Source organism: Brevibacillus sp. SYP-B805 (genome assembly GCF_011059135.1).
Lineage (GTDB): Bacteria > Bacillota > Bacilli > Brevibacillales > Brevibacillaceae > Brevibacillus_F.
Map to the genome: position 1 here is coordinate 67,222 of NZ_JAALGD010000004.1, position 15,342 is coordinate 82,563.

The 15,342-nt window shown below is 53.7% G+C and carries 13 protein-coding genes; 6 read left to right on the top strand and 7 right to left on the bottom strand.

Translation table 11 applies throughout. The features are described 5' to 3' along the window. Positions 1 to 74 precede the first annotated feature (74 nt). Together G3578_RS06685 and G3578_RS06690 are read right to left on the bottom strand one after the other, a co-directional pair. The gene (locus G3578_RS06685; RefSeq protein WP_165210427.1) at positions 75 to 3,506 is read right to left on the bottom strand and encodes a DNA polymerase III subunit alpha; all 3,432 of its coding nucleotides are present in this window, start codon (positions 3,504 to 3,506) and stop codon (positions 75 to 77) included. Positions 3,507 to 3,616: 110 nt separating this feature from the next. Beyond that, complete coding sequence (locus G3578_RS06690) at positions 3,617 to 4,600, bottom strand: S-layer homology domain-containing protein (RefSeq protein ID WP_165210430.1); 984 nt, start codon at positions 4,598 to 4,600, stop codon at positions 3,617 to 3,619. Between the two features lie 108 nt (positions 4,601 to 4,708). On the opposite strand from G3578_RS06690, the gene G3578_RS06695 reads away from it, so the two are divergent. Then, positions 4,709 to 5,710: an IS1595 family transposase gene (locus G3578_RS06695; protein WP_165210433.1), complete on the top strand. Its 1,002-nt coding sequence runs from the start codon at positions 4,709 to 4,711 to the stop codon at positions 5,708 to 5,710. A 5-nt stretch (positions 5,711 to 5,715) separates the two neighbouring features. Here G3578_RS06695 and G3578_RS06700 read toward each other — a convergent pair whose 3' ends face one another. Next, on the bottom strand, positions 5,716 to 6,165 hold the full coding sequence (locus G3578_RS06700) for a GNAT family N-acetyltransferase (RefSeq protein ID WP_165210436.1): 450 nt from the start codon (positions 6,163 to 6,165) through the stop codon (positions 5,716 to 5,718). A 69-nt stretch (positions 6,166 to 6,234) separates the two neighbouring features. Continuing rightward, the gene (locus G3578_RS06705) at positions 6,235 to 6,426 is read right to left on the bottom strand and encodes a hypothetical protein (protein ID WP_165210439.1); all 192 of its coding nucleotides are present in this window, start codon (positions 6,424 to 6,426) and stop codon (positions 6,235 to 6,237) included. Between the two features lie 513 nt (positions 6,427 to 6,939). Between G3578_RS06705 and G3578_RS06710 the strand changes: the two genes are divergently transcribed. Next, entirely contained in the window at positions 6,940 to 7,251 is a 312-nt protein-coding gene (locus G3578_RS06710) for a YtpI family protein (protein ID WP_165210442.1), read from the top strand. 179 nt (positions 7,252 to 7,430) lie between these two features. Here G3578_RS06710 and G3578_RS06715 read toward each other — a convergent pair whose 3' ends face one another. Then, the gene (locus G3578_RS06715; protein ID WP_165210445.1) at positions 7,431 to 8,045 is read right to left on the bottom strand and encodes a metalloregulator ArsR/SmtB family transcription factor; all 615 of its coding nucleotides are present in this window, start codon (positions 8,043 to 8,045) and stop codon (positions 7,431 to 7,433) included. Between the two features lie 197 nt (positions 8,046 to 8,242). On the opposite strand from G3578_RS06715, the gene G3578_RS06720 reads away from it, so the two are divergent. After that, a complete protein-coding gene (locus G3578_RS06720) occupies positions 8,243 to 8,509 on the top strand; it encodes a YiaA/YiaB family inner membrane protein (RefSeq protein ID WP_165210448.1) in 267 nt (88 codons plus the stop codon). Positions 8,510 to 8,590: 81 nt separating this feature from the next. Here G3578_RS06720 and G3578_RS06725 read toward each other — a convergent pair whose 3' ends face one another. Both G3578_RS06725 and G3578_RS06730 read right to left on the bottom strand, forming a co-directional pair. Then, on the bottom strand, positions 8,591 to 9,901 hold the full coding sequence (locus G3578_RS06725; protein WP_165210451.1) for a DRTGG domain-containing protein: 1,311 nt from the start codon (positions 9,899 to 9,901) through the stop codon (positions 8,591 to 8,593). A gap of 251 nt (positions 9,902 to 10,152) precedes the next feature. Beyond that, complete coding sequence (locus G3578_RS06730; RefSeq protein WP_165210454.1) at positions 10,153 to 11,310, bottom strand: DUF445 domain-containing protein; 1,158 nt, start codon at positions 11,308 to 11,310, stop codon at positions 10,153 to 10,155. An 85-nt stretch (positions 11,311 to 11,395) separates the two neighbouring features. Here G3578_RS06730 and G3578_RS06735 point away from each other — a divergent pair, with 85 nt between their 5' ends. Genes G3578_RS06735 through G3578_RS06745 form a run of 3 tightly spaced genes read left to right on the top strand, consistent with a single transcriptional unit; the run spans position 11,396 to position 15,311 of the window. Beyond that, complete coding sequence (locus G3578_RS06735; protein WP_165210457.1) at positions 11,396 to 12,832, top strand: YheC/YheD family endospore coat-associated protein; 1,437 nt, start codon at positions 11,396 to 11,398, stop codon at positions 12,830 to 12,832. Between the two features lie 6 nt (positions 12,833 to 12,838). Next, positions 12,839 to 13,930, top strand: a complete 1,092-nt coding sequence (locus G3578_RS06740; RefSeq protein WP_165210460.1) for a YheC/YheD family endospore coat-associated protein — start codon at positions 12,839 to 12,841, stop codon at positions 13,928 to 13,930. Between the two features lie 4 nt (positions 13,931 to 13,934). After that, positions 13,935 to 15,311 (top strand): YheC/YheD family endospore coat-associated protein, encoded by a 1,377-nt coding sequence (locus tag G3578_RS06745; protein WP_165210463.1) that lies wholly within the window; start codon positions 13,935 to 13,937, stop codon positions 15,309 to 15,311. Positions 15,312 to 15,342 lie beyond the last annotated feature (31 nt).

Consider the following 15,342-nt stretch of genomic DNA (forward strand, 5'->3'; position numbering starts at 1 on the left):
AATCATGTTCTCATTATAGCAAAACCCGCCTAACTGTAAACCTGCCGAAAAACACAAAAATGGAAGGACATTCCTCATCCTTCCCAGTTTATCGGCATTTCTTTTTGAATTACGCTGCCATGCCCCACAATTGCTCGCACTTGCTCCAAGAACGGCTCGTCCGCTTCCACCCGGATGCTGTCCGGCAGGCGCAGCGACTGCTTTTTGCGCTCATAGTACAGCACCACGGGAACCGTACCTCTTTTTTCGACAAAGAGCTGCTGCAGCGCGGTGAGCGTCGAATCGCGCTCCTGCTGCGGCGAGATTTTGATGAACAGCACCGGTTCCGTCTCCGGCTTCGGCAGGGCGGCCAGATCCCAGAAGCGGGAGGCGAGCAGCTTGACGGTCTCGTCCTGGGTGTCCAGCCGCCCTTCCACGACGACGAGCCGCTCCTTTTCCAGCAGTTCGGCGTACCGGGCGTATGCCTGCGGGAAGACGACCACCTCGACCTGCGCCGTCTTGTCCTCGATGGTCAGGAACGCCATCGCGTCGCCTTTTTTGGTCTGGATGCGCTTCAGCTCCACGATCATGCCGATCGCCTTGACCGGCTGATCCTTGGCCAGATCGGCTAGGCTGGCGATCGTCCTGATCTCCGGCCGGTTGAGGGCGAAGGCATACTGATCCAGCGGGTGGCCGGACAGGTAGGCGCCGAGCAGCTCCCGTTCTTCCCGCAGCTGCTGCATGCGGGAAAACGGCGGGACATCCGGATACGCCAGCGGAGCGGTATCGGCGACAGGCGTGTTTTCCAGGGCGAACAGGTTCAGCTGCGCCCCCTCCCGCTCCTCGCGCCGGACGTTGGCTTTCCCCATGATCTCATCGAGCATCACCAGCTTCTGCGCCCGGTGGCCGGGCAGGCCGTCGAGCGCCCCCGCCAGGATCAGGGATTCGATCACCCTGCGGTTGACCAGCCGGGTATCCATGCGGGTGCAGAAATCGAGCAGATTGCGGTACGGGGCGCGCTCCCTCTCTTTCACGATCCAGTCGATGGCGCCGTAGCCCACATTTTTGACGGCAGCCAGCCCGAAACGGATCGCCCCGTTTTTCACCGTGAAAGCCGCTTCGCTCTCGTTCACGTCGGGGGGAAGCACGGTCAACCGCAGGCGGCGCGCCTCTTCCACATATTCCGCGATTTTGCCCTGGCTGCCGATGGAAAGCGACAGCAGGGCCGCCATAAACGCCAGCGGATAATTGGCTTTGAGATAAGCCATCTGGTAGGCAATCACCGCATAGGCGACGGAATGGGCCTTGTTGAACCCGTAATCGGCAAAGCGGACGATCAGGTCGTACACGTGGTTGGCCAGCTTGTCGTCATACCCCTGCCGGATGCTGCCGACGACGAATTTGGCCCGCTGCTCCGCCAGCAGTTCCCGCTTTTTCTTGCCGACGGCCCGGCGCAGAATATCCGCCTCCCCCAGCGAAAAGCCGGCCATCCTGGAGGAGATCTGCATGATCTGCTCCTGATAGATCATGAAGCCGTAGGTTTCGCGCAGGATGGGCTCCAGATCCGGATGGGGATAGACCACCTTGGTGACGCCGTGCTTCGCCTGGATATACTGCGGGATAATCTCCATCGGCCCCGGCCGGTAGAGGGCCAGCACGGCGATGATATCCTCCAGGCTGCTCGGCTTCAGCTCGCGCAGCACGTTGCGCATCCCGGCCGACTCCAGCTGGAAGACACCCGTCGTCTCACCGCGGCTCAGCATGCGAAACGTCTTCCCGTCTGCCGGCGGCAAATGATCAAGCGACAGCTCGATCCCCTGCCGCTTCAGATGACGCAGGGTTTCCTGGATAATCGTCAGGTTGCGCAGGCCGAGGAAGTCCATTTTCAGGAGGCCCACCTCTTCCAGCACATCCATCGGGTACTGCGTCAGCGCCAACCCTTCGCTTCCCGCCTGCAGCGGCACATACTCGGTCAGCGGCTCCCGGGAGATCACCACTCCGGCCGCATGGGTGGACGCATGGCGCGGCAGCCCCTCCAGCCCTCTGGCGATGTCGATCAGCTGGGCAATCTGCTTGTTTTCCGCACAGAGCCTGCCGATCTCGGGATTCAGCTCCATGGCGCGTTCGATCGTCATGCCCACCGAATGGGGGATCATCTTGGCGACGCGGTCGATCTGGCCGAGCGAGATGCCGAGCGCCCGCCCCACATCGCGCACGGCCGCGCGTGCCGCCAGCGTGCCGAACGTGATGATCTGCGCCACACGGTCCCGGCCGTACTTGTCGGCCACATAGCGGATCACTTCATCCCGCCGTTCGACGGAAAAATCGATATCGATATCCGGCATGGTGACCCGCTCCGGGTTCAAAAACCGCTCGAACAGCAGATTGAACGCGAGCGGGTCCACGTTGGTGATTTTCAGCGCGTACGCCACCAGACTGCCGGCGGCCGAGCCCCGTCCCGGCCCCGTCGGGATGCCCTGCTCGTGGGCATAGCGCATGAAGTCCCACACGATCAGAAAATAATCCGTAAATCCGGTCTTGGTAATAATGTCCAGTTCGTGGTCAAGCCGCTTCCGGACGGGTTCGGTCAGTTCCCCGTAGCGCTCCCGGCAGCCGTCTTCACACAGCTTGCGCAACAGCTGCACCGGATCCTGCCCGGGCTCCACGGGAAAACGGGGGAGAATGTGCTGCCCGAACGAAACCTCCCATTGGCAGCGCTCCGCGATGGCAAGGGTATTGGCAAGCGCCGCCGGCACATGGGCAAACAAGCCCGCCATCTCCTCCGCGCTTTTCAGATAATACTCCTCCGTCTCGTAGCGGAAGCGTCCTTCTTCCTCGAGCGTCTTCCCTTCGCCGATGGCCAGCAGCACATCATGCAGCTTGGCATCCGCTTTTTCCACATAGTGGACATTGTTGGTCGCTACCAGCGGGATGCCTGTCTCCTGATGCAGGCCCAGCAGCCGCTGGTTCAGCCGCCGCTCCCTTTCCAACCCGTGATCCTGCAGTTCCAGAAAGAAGGAACCCTGGCCGAACACCCGCTGGTACCAGAGCGCGGCCCGCTTTGCCCCGGCGACATCGCCGGCCAGCAGCAGTGACGGCACTTCCCCTTTCAGACAGCCGCTCAGGGCAATCAGCCCTTTGTGATGCTGCTCTAGGGCAGCCTTGTTGATGCGGGGGAGCAGGTGATACCCTTCCGTATTGGCAAGCGAGCTCAAGCGCAGCAGATTGCGGTACCCCTCATCATTTTCGGCAAGCAGGGTGAGGTGGAACGGCGGCGGCGCCTGCCGGGAACGTTCCGACAGGTCCCCCTCAATGATGTATGCCTCCATCCCGATGATCGGCTTGATACCCGCCTGTTTGCACGCTTTGTAAAAGGGGATCGCCCCGTACAGATGGACGTGATCGGTCATGGCAAGCGCGGGCATCCCGAGCGCCGCCGCCTTGTTCACCAGGGCGTCGATGCGGGCCGCCCCGTCAAGCAGGCTGTATTCCGTATGGACGTGGAGATGGACAAAGGAAGTATGCACGCTCTCCCTCCTTACCGTCGGACGGTCCGATGAACGAATGATCTGCTTTCATTATACCGCATTTGTCCAGGGATGCGAACATACAATCGCCACTCATTTTTTTCGCCTGCCTACGAGTCGAATTTTTGCCTCATTTCTGTTCTTACTCTAATATCAGGAAGTTTCGGGTAAGAATAACGTGACAAGTTTGAAGAGTCTATATTGCTAGTTACATTAATGTACATTTGCGCTAAGTCACTAATCTTTACTGAAAAAGCACTTCCTGGTGTTATTGATGTTCTTTGGTAGTCTTTACTTATTAAAATAAGCTTAAAAAGTAAATTTTGCTGATTGTTGGGTAATCTTCCACTTAAGACACCATTCGATATTTTTAGCCCATTGTGAAAATCACTAACATATTTTTCAGCCAACTCTATACCCAGTCTGTCTTCGTGCAAATTTTTGAGTAATATGGCGGTGTCAGCTCTTGTGTACGGAACCTCACCTAGATAAGTCCCTTTTTTTGGCATCCATCCCCACTTTGTCAATGCACTTGAATATGTTACGCCAGCTGGTTTGTTCCCTCGATAAACTTTCCAAGCGTTCATAGCTAGCATTGCTACTTCTTCCTTTGTCAGCCGTTTATTGAAGTCAATCTTTACTCCATTGAGTATCCCAGCTTTAGCAGCCTTCTCATAAACATCTTTTGCCCAATGTCCAGCTGGAATGGTTGGAAGCAGGGTCTTATCTTTCAATCCTCGTACAGCGACTAAACTAGCTACAAATTGCGCTTGTGTTATTACTTCTTCAGGGCGGAACGTTCCATCGGAAAACTTCCACATCAGATTATTCTTGAGTACGTAATCGATATCTACTTTTGCAGGATGATTCGCGTATTCATTGGTGGTAAGGTACAGTTTCACCTGTGCAACCTTTCCTGCAACTTGTGTTGCAGTATTTTTTTCTTGATTTGCAGCAGCCTGTACTTGAGAAACAGCCTTAATCACTTTCCCCTCAACCTTTTGCAAGGTACCTTCTGCATGAACAGAAGATACGGATGAGATAACTCCAAGAATCAGGGTTGTCAAAAGAAAAGTATTAGCTTGTTTTCGCATTAGTCGTGCCTCCTCGTGTCTTAAATTTTGGATCTTTTCTGAAATATTGTTGCTATTTATGCTGAATTGTTATAAAAATTGTAAAAGCTTTTGGGAGGCTTACAAACAATGGATTGGAAACGTCTTTATGAAGACTTCTCCGATTTGTCTAAAACAGAACAAATGCGGTTATTTCAAGCCATAAAAGATACATTGTTTCCAGAAGAAAAAGAAGACATATCTAAGATGATTCACCAGATTCGGGAAGTTCGTTTCAGCAATGGATTAGCGTGTTTTCATTGTGGGAGTATTGCTCTCAAAAGGAATGGTAAGTATCGTTCTCGACAGCGTTATTTGTGCAAGGATTGTGGCAAATCGTTTAATGACATGACTGCAAGCCCGATTTCGGGAACTCATTATCCGCACAAGTGGCTGAAATACGTTGATGGCAAGACGTTGCCCAAAATCGCTGAAGAGTTGGAGATTCATATCTCCACTGCTTTCTATTGGCGACATAAAATACTAAATGCGTTGCGTTCTCTTGGTTTCTCCACTTTAAAAGGTATTATTGAAAGTGATGAGACATACTTCTTGGAAAGTGACAAAGGCAAGAAACGCATTATATATCGAAAGCCCCGTAAGCGTGGCGGTAAAGCTACGAAACGGGGTATTAGCAAAGAACAAAAAAGTGTTGTTGTCGCTCATGATCGTAATGGAAATATTATTTCTAAAATGGCTGGACGTGGACGTATTTCGGCTGATGAAATCGATCAAGTTTTAAGTGAATATCTTGACAAAGAGATTGTCCTTTGTACTGATTCTGCGACCAATTACAAAGCATTTGCCAAACAGAAAGGGATTAGTCACGAAATTATAAATGCCAACAAGGGCGTTCATGTCAGAAAAGGTGTTTATCATATCCAGCACGTTAATGCTTATCACCAACGATTAAAAAAGTGGATGGAACGTTTCAATGGTGTTGCCACAAAATATATTGACAATTACTTATTTTGGTTTCGTTTTTTAGAATTGAACAAACAACTGAGTAAAAAACTTTGCAAACAAACAATGGTGCTTGATGCTTGTAAAAGAGCTAACCATATAACCATCAAAACATTCAAAATTGCGTAGAGGGGCTATGGTGTAGCTATAAATCCTGTTTTCACGCCCATCTTAAATCCAGCATTCTCATAAAATTTTAAGGTTCCCTCTTGTTTTGAGCCTGTAAGAAGCATTACTTTATAGCAATTATGTTCCCAAGCAATATTTAATGCTTTCCTTAATACCTTAGTTCCATATCCTTTTCTTCTGAAATCGTTATGAGTAACCACGTTTTCTATTAACCCATAAGGACGAGCGTTTCTTGTCAAGTTAGGAACTATAACCAAAACGCATGATGCAACCAATTGAGCATCTTTCTCGGCAACAATGTAATGCATATTTTTGTCATTACAAATTTGTTCCCAAAGTGAATTTATACTATCCACATTAAGCTCAGGGTCATCTTTGTGCAAATGCTTGTACAAATCCAATAACTTTTGTATTTCATCTTGTCTGATGTATCTAATATCTACATCATTATACATTTTCCTAACCCTAATCGTAGTTTTTCTCATTATACATTCAATTGGAATCATATGGGAACAATGGTTTATTCATACTGACAACAATATTTGCGAAAAGAGCTTAAATTTTTTACTTTCATATACCTCTTCCATTTTCCTGAGCATTTTGGCAACATTCTCGTAATTCAATGGAGCATTAGCCCCATCCTTGACTCCTACCCAAGCTTCTACATCTTCGATGCTAACAGCTCGTTCATCGGCCTTTTTATTAATCGCCAGCATGACGATTTCGACCCCCTCTTGGAGGGACAGCGTTGAACGGGCTTTAATTTTACATCCACAAGGAATCACCCCGTAAAATTTTGCGGCTTGATATACTGGCAAATAAGGCGATCCCTTAAGTTCAGGTTCTCAATATTTTTCGCGGATGTATCACCAAATTGGGTCATAACCATTTTCAAAAAATCTCCTTGAATCTGTTGCTGATACGTTTGTTGGTTCTGACCAATCTACCCAACATGCTTTGCCCAATCCAGATCAGACATCTGTGATTCTTGCGTCTGTGCTGCTTCTATCTTGCTAAATTATTGAGTCCCCGCGACAAAAGAACCAGCAATGGCAGCAACACCAATGATAAAATAAGAATCTTACTACGTTTTTGTTTGATTAAGCCTTTCTTTTGATCTTGCTTTCCTCGTTGGATATTCTTAAACATTGAAATCCCCTTCCTATTTTGCGCGAAAAGCGAATCTCCGGTAGGATGGAGAAGGGAAATGATAACGGAGGGATAAGACGATGTGGACTGCCCTGTACCTGACCGGTGTGCTCGCCTCGCTGGTAGCCAGCGTCTATTACAGCGTCACCGCCCGCAGGCGGGACATGCATCCGCTGGCGGCGCGCATGACACTGGGAAAAATGAATGTCGCCATGGGCCTCTTGCTGCTGTTTTTTGGCACCAACCAGTTTACCTATGAACCGCTGACCACCACCCGGGTTGTGGTCGCCGTGGTGTTTCTCCTTCTCGGCGGCGTGAACGTCGTGCTGGGGACACGCAATTATCTTGCCTGGCGCAAGGAGTGGCGGGAGGCTGTGAAGCAGGAGAATTGACCCGGCCGCAGCCGACCGGGTTCATTTTTTTCTCTGCCAAAAATTTTATGGTGGCGGCCGTGGTGGCAGCCGCGCTATAATCGCCTCAGTGACATTCTATAGCTTCAGACAACCGTGCTGCGATGCCTGCGGTTGTCCTTTTTCTTTTTCATCAGGGAAACGGCCATCTTCCCTCCCTGTCATTTCAGTTCTTCCGGTTTCGCCCACATCTCCCGCGGATTCAACTCATATACCCCGTTCTCCCGGTACATGTAGTGGTTCATCACAAACTCGCGGCGGATAGTGGCATAGTCGTCGTGGAACTGCTTGATGTACTCGTTCAGCTCTTTTTCCGGATACTTCCGTCCCTGCTTCAGCCCTTTCAGCATGTGCTCAAAGACGAACAGCTTCTTCTTGCGCTGGGCCGGAATCTGCTTCAGTTTCCCGTCCACGGTGAAAAAGTTCTGAATCACCGCCGCCCGTTCCGCTTCCAATGCGCTCATGCTTCTTCCCTCCTCTCCATGTTCCTCCAGGAGCCCTTCCCCCTTGAAGACGACATCCAGAATCGCCTGGACATCCCGCTTCAGGCTCTTGTCGTTCAAGTAGAAATAGATGGTGTTTTTTTCCCGTCGTTCGTAGATCAGCCCAACTTCCCGCAGCTTGACCATGTGGTGGGTAATGGTGGGCGGCGTTACCCCCAGCTTGCCGGCCAGCGCCTGCCCGTGCAGTGGTCCCTTCGCCAACAAAGCCAGGATGCGGATGCGCGTGGGATCGCCCAGGGTTTTGTAAAAGTTGACGATGCGCTGCAGCTGCACAATCATTCACCTCCATGTAAATTAGATGAATATTTAATTAGATAATAATAAAAGTGATGGTTGGTTGTCAAATAGCCATGGGGGTGAGAGAAGTCCAATCGTTGAGAGAAAATAACATCACGGAAAATAGTATGGAATATTGGAAAGATTTGATAAAATGATAATCGACCAACATTACACTTGAGAGGGGAAAAAACATGAAGCATCGCCGCAATACTCCTGCTTTTACCTTTTTAGCGTGGGCATCCTTTGTGCTGTCTTTCCTTGCCATGTTTATTGGCATTTACACATTGGATGCCAGTCTTCCTGTCAAAGGTTACTATGTCGTAAGCGCGCTCTTCCTCACCATGTCCTCCTTTGTGCTGCAAAAAACAATCCGTGACAACCAGGAAGATGATAGAAACGCCGGGGTTGGATTATACGGGGAACCAGAAGAGAAACGTCAAAAAAACACCAGTTCGTAAATTTGAAAACGCCATCCACTTTTCAAGACAACAAACAGGACGACCCGCGGATTTCTCCCTGTCGTCCTGTCATGTTTTCCGTTATCGTTCGATAATCTGCGCCGTAATCATCGCCTGTCCCACCAGCTGGTCCGCATGAAAGACCGAGACCTCCACTTTGCCGAAGCGGCGGCTGATATCCAGCAGGTGCGGCTTCACTTCAATCTCGCTTTCCATCTGCACCGGCTTCAGGAAGTAGACCGTGATGTTTTCCGGCACCATGTCCCCGCGGCGGTGCAGGCGCAGCAGGTTGCAGGCCGCTTCCACCATCACCGTGGTCAGGATGCCGCTCGCGATGGTCCCGAGATGGTTGGTCATCTGCGGCGTCACTTCCCCGTGGTAATACAGGGTATCCGCCTGCTTCTCCTCGCGGAAGTGGTTCATGATCAGGTTGGGGAAGGTTTCGCCCATCTGGGGCTGTTTCTGAATGTACTGCAGGGCCTTCAGCACGTCCTGACGGCTCAGGACGCCTACCAGCTTCTTGTATTGATCCACCACCGGCAGCAGTTCGATCCCTTCCCACACCATGAGATGGGCGGAAGAGGCCACCGAGACGCGCGGCGACGTGGTAATCGGATTTTTGGACATCACTTTCTCGATCGGAACGGTTTCATCGTGGCCGATGATATCCTTCGACGTGACGATCCCCACCAGCCGCATGTGCTCATCCACCACCGGAAACCGTGTTTCCCGGTACCATTCGGTAAACTGGTGCCACTGCTGCACCGTATCCCAGGGATGCAGAATGGGCGTTTCTGCGAGCGGCTTCAGGATGTCTTCCACCATGACGATCTCTTTCTTGATGAGCCGGTCATAGATCGCCCGGTTGATCAGGGAGGCCACCGTAAAGGTGTCATAGCTGGAGGAGATGATCGGCAGGGCAAGCTGATCGGCCAGCGCCTTCACCTCTTCGCTGGTGTCGAATCCCCCGGTGATCAGGACGGCGGCTCCCTGCTGCAGGGACAGCTTGTGGGCCTGATCGCGGTTCCCGACGATGAGCAGGCTGCCCGCCTCCACGTAGCGCATCATCGCTTCCAGTTTCATCGCGCCGATGACGAACTTGTTCAGCGTCTTGTGCAGCCCTTCCTTGCCGCCGAGAACGTGGCCGTCCACGATATTGACCACTTCGGCAAAGGTGAGGCGCTCGATGTTTTCTTTCTGCTTCTTTTCGATGCGCACCGTCCCGACACGCTCGATCGTGCTGACATATCCTTGCGTTTCCGCTTCCTTGATCGCCCGGTAGGCGGTTCCTTCGCTCACATCCAGGTCTTTGGCGATTTGCCGTACGGAGATTTTCGTCCCGACGGGGAGGCGGTCGATATATTGCAAAATTTGTTCATGCTTGGTTGCCATTCATCTTCCCCCTTCCCTTGCCTCTCTTTTCTATTCTATCAATGCCGTTGCATCTGCTTCGTACCGTACTGTATTGCCCTCCTTCGACAAATATAACTGAACGGGAAACAAAAAAAAAGAGCAGCTTTCCTTGCTCGCTACTCCCAACAGGTATATATCATCAAGGGGGTTTTCATCGTGCTTTTATCTTATCCCTCTTTTGTTACAGGAATATTACAAGGGAATTACAATTTCTTTTCAATTTGCCGCCGTTACCAAAGCAGGTAAAACACGCCCTGGATCAGCCCGATGAGTCCCCCGAGAAGAAAGCCCAGGATGGTGATCATGCGAAACTCCTTGCCGGTGACGCCGAGGATCATCTCTTCCACGCGCTCAAGCGGAAAGCCTTCCACCTGCCGTCTGACGATCTCGGTGATGGACAGCTTGGCCAACAGGCGCTCCACGTTCTCTTCCAACAGCCCGATGGCCCAGTTGGCAAGGCGCGGGATCAGCTTCTCCGCGACGGGCTGGCGGAAGCGGCCGAACCAGCGGGAAGCGGGTTGATCGAGCCAGGCCAGACTCTTCTCTTCCAGTCTGGCAAACAGGTTGTCCGCCCACGCGGCAAGCTGTTCTTCCCCGATCCAGGCCGCGACGTCCGCCACCCGCTTCGCCAGCAGCTTGTCCGCTTTCTGCTGGAGGAGGGCTGACAGCCGCTCCGCCAGCTGCGGGCTGGTCAGCGCCTCCTCCACATAGGGAAGAAGCCTGCCGACCACCTTTTCATCGCCCAGGAACATGCCGACCAAACCGCCAAACATGCCGCCGCCCCCGCCCAACAAAGCGCGAATCATCCGTTGGACATCCTTTTGGCCGTTCTCGGAGCGCAGATAGTCTGCAAACCGCTCCAGCACCAGCTTCCCCAGTGCCTGCAGGGCTTCATCCAGGCGTTCCCTGGCCTCCGGGGAGAGCAGGCTGTGCAGCGGCCTCTCCCCCTGCTGGCGCAGCAGCTCCTCGAACCAGCCCTGCCACTGCTTGCGGACAGGCCCTCTCACCAGCTCGCTCCACCGGCCGTCCTGGTCAAACAACGCCGGGAACCAGCGCTGCAGATGCTCCCGCAAGGTTTGTTCATGATCCAGCCAGCGGTCCAGTGTGCCGACAAGCCATTCCTGCAGACCCGCCTCCAAATCCGCATGGGCAACCGCCTTTTTTATACCTGCCGGGGTAAGCAGATAATGCTCTACCAACCGGCCCATCTGGACACCGATTTCATCCCGTCGCCGGGGAATCAGCCCAGGGGTAAACGGCACGCGAAAACGCCCGATTTTCCATGGGTGATAAGGGCGGAAAAGCATCCGGATCGCCAGCTCGTTCGTCACGCCGCCTATCACCGATCCGATCGCGATATTGAATATTACCAGCAGCCAAGGGGACATCTCCAACACCTCTCTTGCAAAGGAACCAAAAATAATAGGCTCTCATAAGATAGACTAACCTAACGCCTACGGGAAGGGGATTTGTATGTTGTACGTTCGGACTACCGTTCGCGCACTCGAACCGAAATCGGCCGACACAGATCTCTATCTCCCCCGCAGCGTATGCAGCCGGCTGCACATTCCGCAGGCGACGCTTACGTTCCAGTTCGGAAGCAAACAGGTAACCGGGCGGGTAAAAGGATACGGACAGAAAGACATCGCCGTGCTTCGCCCCTCCCTTGTGTACGCGCTGCGCATTCCGACCGACGTGCCGCTCTTGCTGCGTTATGAAGCAAGCCAACAGCGCCTGGTCTTCGGCCCGCTCATCGGCATCCTCGTCTCCCGGTACTCGCAGTCATCGCCCACCCCGTTCGGCACCTTTACCCCATTTCTCAACGAGATTGCCGACGCCTGCCGCGGCGGCGTCGTCTGCGCCCTCCGGCTGCAAGACGTGAATTGGGATACCGAAACGGTCCACGGGCTGATCCGCCAAAACGGAGCCTGGCACGCCGCCACCCTGCCGCTGCCACAGTGTATCTACAATCGCCTGATCTCCCGCAAATCGGAGAAAAGCGATCAGGTCCACAGCTGGGTCGAGCGGTGCAAGGAGCGGTTCATCCCCTTTTTCAACGAGCAGTTTCTAAACAAATGGCACGTGCACCAAGCGCTGCAGAACGAGCCCGACGCAGCCAATCACCTGCCCAAAACGATTCGCTATCACGGGCATCACGATCTGAAAGAGATGCTTGCCGCTTACCGCTCCGTCTATGCGAAGCCCGCAAGCGGCAGCATGGGGCGCGGAATTTACCTGATTCGCGCCGGTTCGTCCGGTTATCAATTGATTCGTCCCTCCGCAGGCGGCGGAGTCATCCAACGCTTCCGCTCGCTGAAGGCCCTGCACGGCGAACTGCAGAAGCGGATCAAAGGCACCCCTTATATCCTGCAGCAGGGATTGAAGCTGATCGGCGTGAACGGCAATCCGGCCGATTTTCGCGTCCTGGTGCAAAAAGGAAAACGCGGCGAGTGGGCCGTCAGCTCCATGGTGGCCCGCCTCGGCCGGAACATGGTCGTCTCCAACATCGCCCGCGGCGGCACCATGGTCTCGGCTTCCCAGGCGCTGCGGATCTGCGGCCCCATGCTGTCCGGCCCGGTGTCGGCCGAGGCGCTGAAAAAGGTCTCTCTCCGGCTGGCCCGGTTGCTTGAGAAAACCTTGCAGGGCCATTACGCCGAGTTTGGCATCGACCTCGGCGTGGATATCCACGGCCGCATCTGGCTGTTGGAGGTAAACAGCAAGCCCTCCAAAGCAAACTCGGCTGTCCAGCAGCCGTCGGCGGCGGCAGGAGTGACCCCTCCTCGCCGCCGTCCCCGTCCATCCGTCGTGCGCATGCTTGATTATGCCGCTTATCTCAGCGGCTTTCCCATTCCCCTGAAGCGGAAGTCGGCATCCGCGAAAGCCAACAAGAGAAAACGCAAACGCAGGTGACGTTCCATGGCGAACAAGGAGAAAACGTTAGGGATTATGACGTATTGCAACGGCCCCACCTTCATGGAGAAAGCCTACTATAAAAAGCTGACGCTGTTTGGACACCGATGGGGCATCCGTGTCTTTGTCTTTTCTCCGCAGGCGGTCGATTTTCAATCCAGACAGGTGACCGGCTACGCATACCGGCAGGGGAAATGGAAAAAAGGCACGTTTCCGCTGCCCGACACCGTCTATGACCGCTGCTTTGTCGGCCCGTCATACCGCCACTATAAACCATTTATCGAGAAGTTGCAAAAAGACCCGTCCATCACTTTCCTGGGGCACGGATTATCGGGCAAATGGCAGGTATACCGGATTTTATCCCGGTCGCCTGCCCTGAAGCGCTGGCTGCCGGAGACCCAACCGTTTGAGATGGGGGCGCTTTTTTCCCTGTTGAAACGCCAGAGAGCGGCCGTGATCAAACCGTCCGCCGGCACACACGGCATCGGGGTGGTCCGCATCAGCAGGGAGAACGGGCGATACACCGTCTGCGGGAGAGGGCAGGAAAACAAACCGTTCCAGCGCGCTTTCCGCACCGAGGCGGGGCTCAAAACCTTCGTCACCCGTTTCGTCGGCGGCCGAAGCTTCCTGCTGCAGCCTTATCTGACGCTCCACACACCCGATCATGTGCCGTATGACGTGCGCGTCCTCGTCCAGAAAAACGGAATCGGCCAATGGCAAACCACCGGCAAAGCCGTCCGCATCGGGGACAAGAAAAGCATTACCTCCAACCTGCACGGCGGAGGCAGGGCGGCCCCGTTGTCCGATTTTCTCGCCGGCATCTTTCCGGAAGAGCAGCGCATCCGGATCGAACATGAAATCGAACAGCTCGTTCAACTGCTTCCTCCTATTCTGGAAGAGCAGCATGGCCGCCTGGTTGAACTCGGCATCGACATCGGCATCGATACGAACGGCCATGTATGGCTCATTGAAGTGAACAGCAGACCAGGCAGAAACGTGTTTCGCCAGCTCGCAGACCGGACAGCGAGACTCCGCTCCCTCACCCAACCGGTCAGGTACGCACACTATCTCATGAAAGAGCGTGTAGGAGGTTACTAACTGTATGGATTCAATCACAGTGCAGCTTCGCTTCCTGTCGTATCCTCATCTGACTGGGATTGTCATACCGCTTCACCTGTGTCAAAGGCTGCAGCTTCGCCCCAACCAGAAAATCACCCTATCTCTGGGGAAACGAGAAGTGGTCGCCACCGTTTATCAGGACAAACGAAATCCGAACAGCAACACCATCAAAGTGACCAGCGCACTCAGAACGGAGTTGGGCATCCCGCATGGCGGTTACATCCATGTGAAAAGAGAAGGGGACGTCCTGCGGATTGGCCCCTCCATCGGCATCGTCACGACAGGCCTGCGCAATCGTCCGCAAAACCCCATCGGTACGCGCCACTCCTTTTTTTACAAGCTGCTTCTGGCTCAGGAAGGCAAGGGGGTCTTTTACTTCATTTTTACGCCGGATGACGTCGATTGGCGAGAAAACCGGGTCAGGGGATGGTTTCTGCGCCCGACCAAAACCGGGCGCTATCAGTGGAAAAAACTGACCACCCCCCTGCCTGATGTAATCTATGACCGCATTCCGTCGCGCGGGGCCGAGCGGCAGGAAAGCGTCCGCCAGTTCAAACTGCGCCTGGCCCATTACGACAATCTGCCGATGTTCAACCAGGGCTTCTTCAACAAATGGGGAGTTCATCAACTCCTGTATCCCAATCCGGAAGTTAATGAGCACATCCCGGAAACCTACCCCTCTCCCTCCCTGCGCACAGTGAAAACCATGCTGCACAAGCACCGGATGATTTACCTCAAACCCAAGGACGGCAGCCTCGGCTACGGCATCGTCAAAGTGGTCCATGTCCCCGGTTCGGGATACGATGTCTCGTACCATACCGGTTCCGGCAACATCAAGCGGCGCTTCCGCAAGCTGGAATCTCTCTATCAGCATGTTTTCCGCACCCGCAAGGTTAGTTCCTATCTCATCCAACAGGGCATTCATCTGGCCACCTATCAGGGCCGACCGTTCGATTTCCGCGTGCATCTGCACAAGAACCAGAAAAATGAATGGGTGGTCTCCTGCATGGCCGCCAAGGTGGCCGGCTCGGGAAGCGTCACCACCCATGTCCGCACAGGCGGTACCGTGATTCCCGGCGAAGACCTGCTCGCCTACCTGTTTGGCCGGCAGAAAAACCTGATTCAGGAGCGCATCGCTCACGCCGCCATCCGCCTGGCCACGGCGATCGAACAGGCAAAAGGCATCTATCTGGGCGAACTCGGTCTGGACATGGGGATCGACACCCATGGCCATGTCTGGATGTTTGAAGCCAATTCCAAGCCCGGCCGTTCCATTTTCAAACACTCCCGCCTGAAACAGGCCGATGAAATTTCCCGGAGCCTGCTTGTCGATTACAGCTGCTATCTGGCCAATTTCTGATCACATCCCGTGTGGAAAAGGAAGGAGGAAT

What these genes read in the sequence shown, in the direction of transcription:
- G3578_RS06690 (WP_165210430.1), bottom strand. Translation starts at nt 4,600, where the DNA reads ATGCGAAAACAAGCTAATACTTTTCTTTTGACAACCCTGATTCTTGGA.
- G3578_RS06695 (WP_165210433.1), top strand. Translation starts at nt 4,709, where the DNA reads ATGGATTGGAAACGTCTTTATGAAGACTTCTCCGATTTGTCTAAAACA.
- G3578_RS06700 (WP_165210436.1), bottom strand. Translation starts at nt 6,165, where the DNA reads ATGTATAATGATGTAGATATTAGATACATCAGACAAGATGAAATACAA.
- G3578_RS06705 (WP_165210439.1), bottom strand. Translation starts at nt 6,426, where the DNA reads ATGCTGGCGATTAATAAAAAGGCCGATGAACGAGCTGTTAGCATCGAA.
- G3578_RS06710 (WP_165210442.1), top strand. Translation starts at nt 6,940, where the DNA reads ATGTGGACTGCCCTGTACCTGACCGGTGTGCTCGCCTCGCTGGTAGCC.
- G3578_RS06720 (WP_165210448.1), top strand. Translation starts at nt 8,243, where the DNA reads ATGAAGCATCGCCGCAATACTCCTGCTTTTACCTTTTTAGCGTGGGCA.
- G3578_RS06725 (WP_165210451.1), bottom strand. Translation starts at nt 9,901, where the DNA reads ATGGCAACCAAGCATGAACAAATTTTGCAATATATCGACCGCCTCCCC.
- G3578_RS06730 (WP_165210454.1), bottom strand. Translation starts at nt 11,310, where the DNA reads ATGTCCCCTTGGCTGCTGGTAATATTCAATATCGCGATCGGATCGGTG.
- G3578_RS06735 (WP_165210457.1), top strand. Translation starts at nt 11,396, where the DNA reads ATGTTGTACGTTCGGACTACCGTTCGCGCACTCGAACCGAAATCGGCC.
- G3578_RS06740 (WP_165210460.1), top strand. Translation starts at nt 12,839, where the DNA reads ATGGCGAACAAGGAGAAAACGTTAGGGATTATGACGTATTGCAACGGC.
- G3578_RS06745 (WP_165210463.1), top strand. Translation starts at nt 13,935, where the DNA reads ATGGATTCAATCACAGTGCAGCTTCGCTTCCTGTCGTATCCTCATCTG.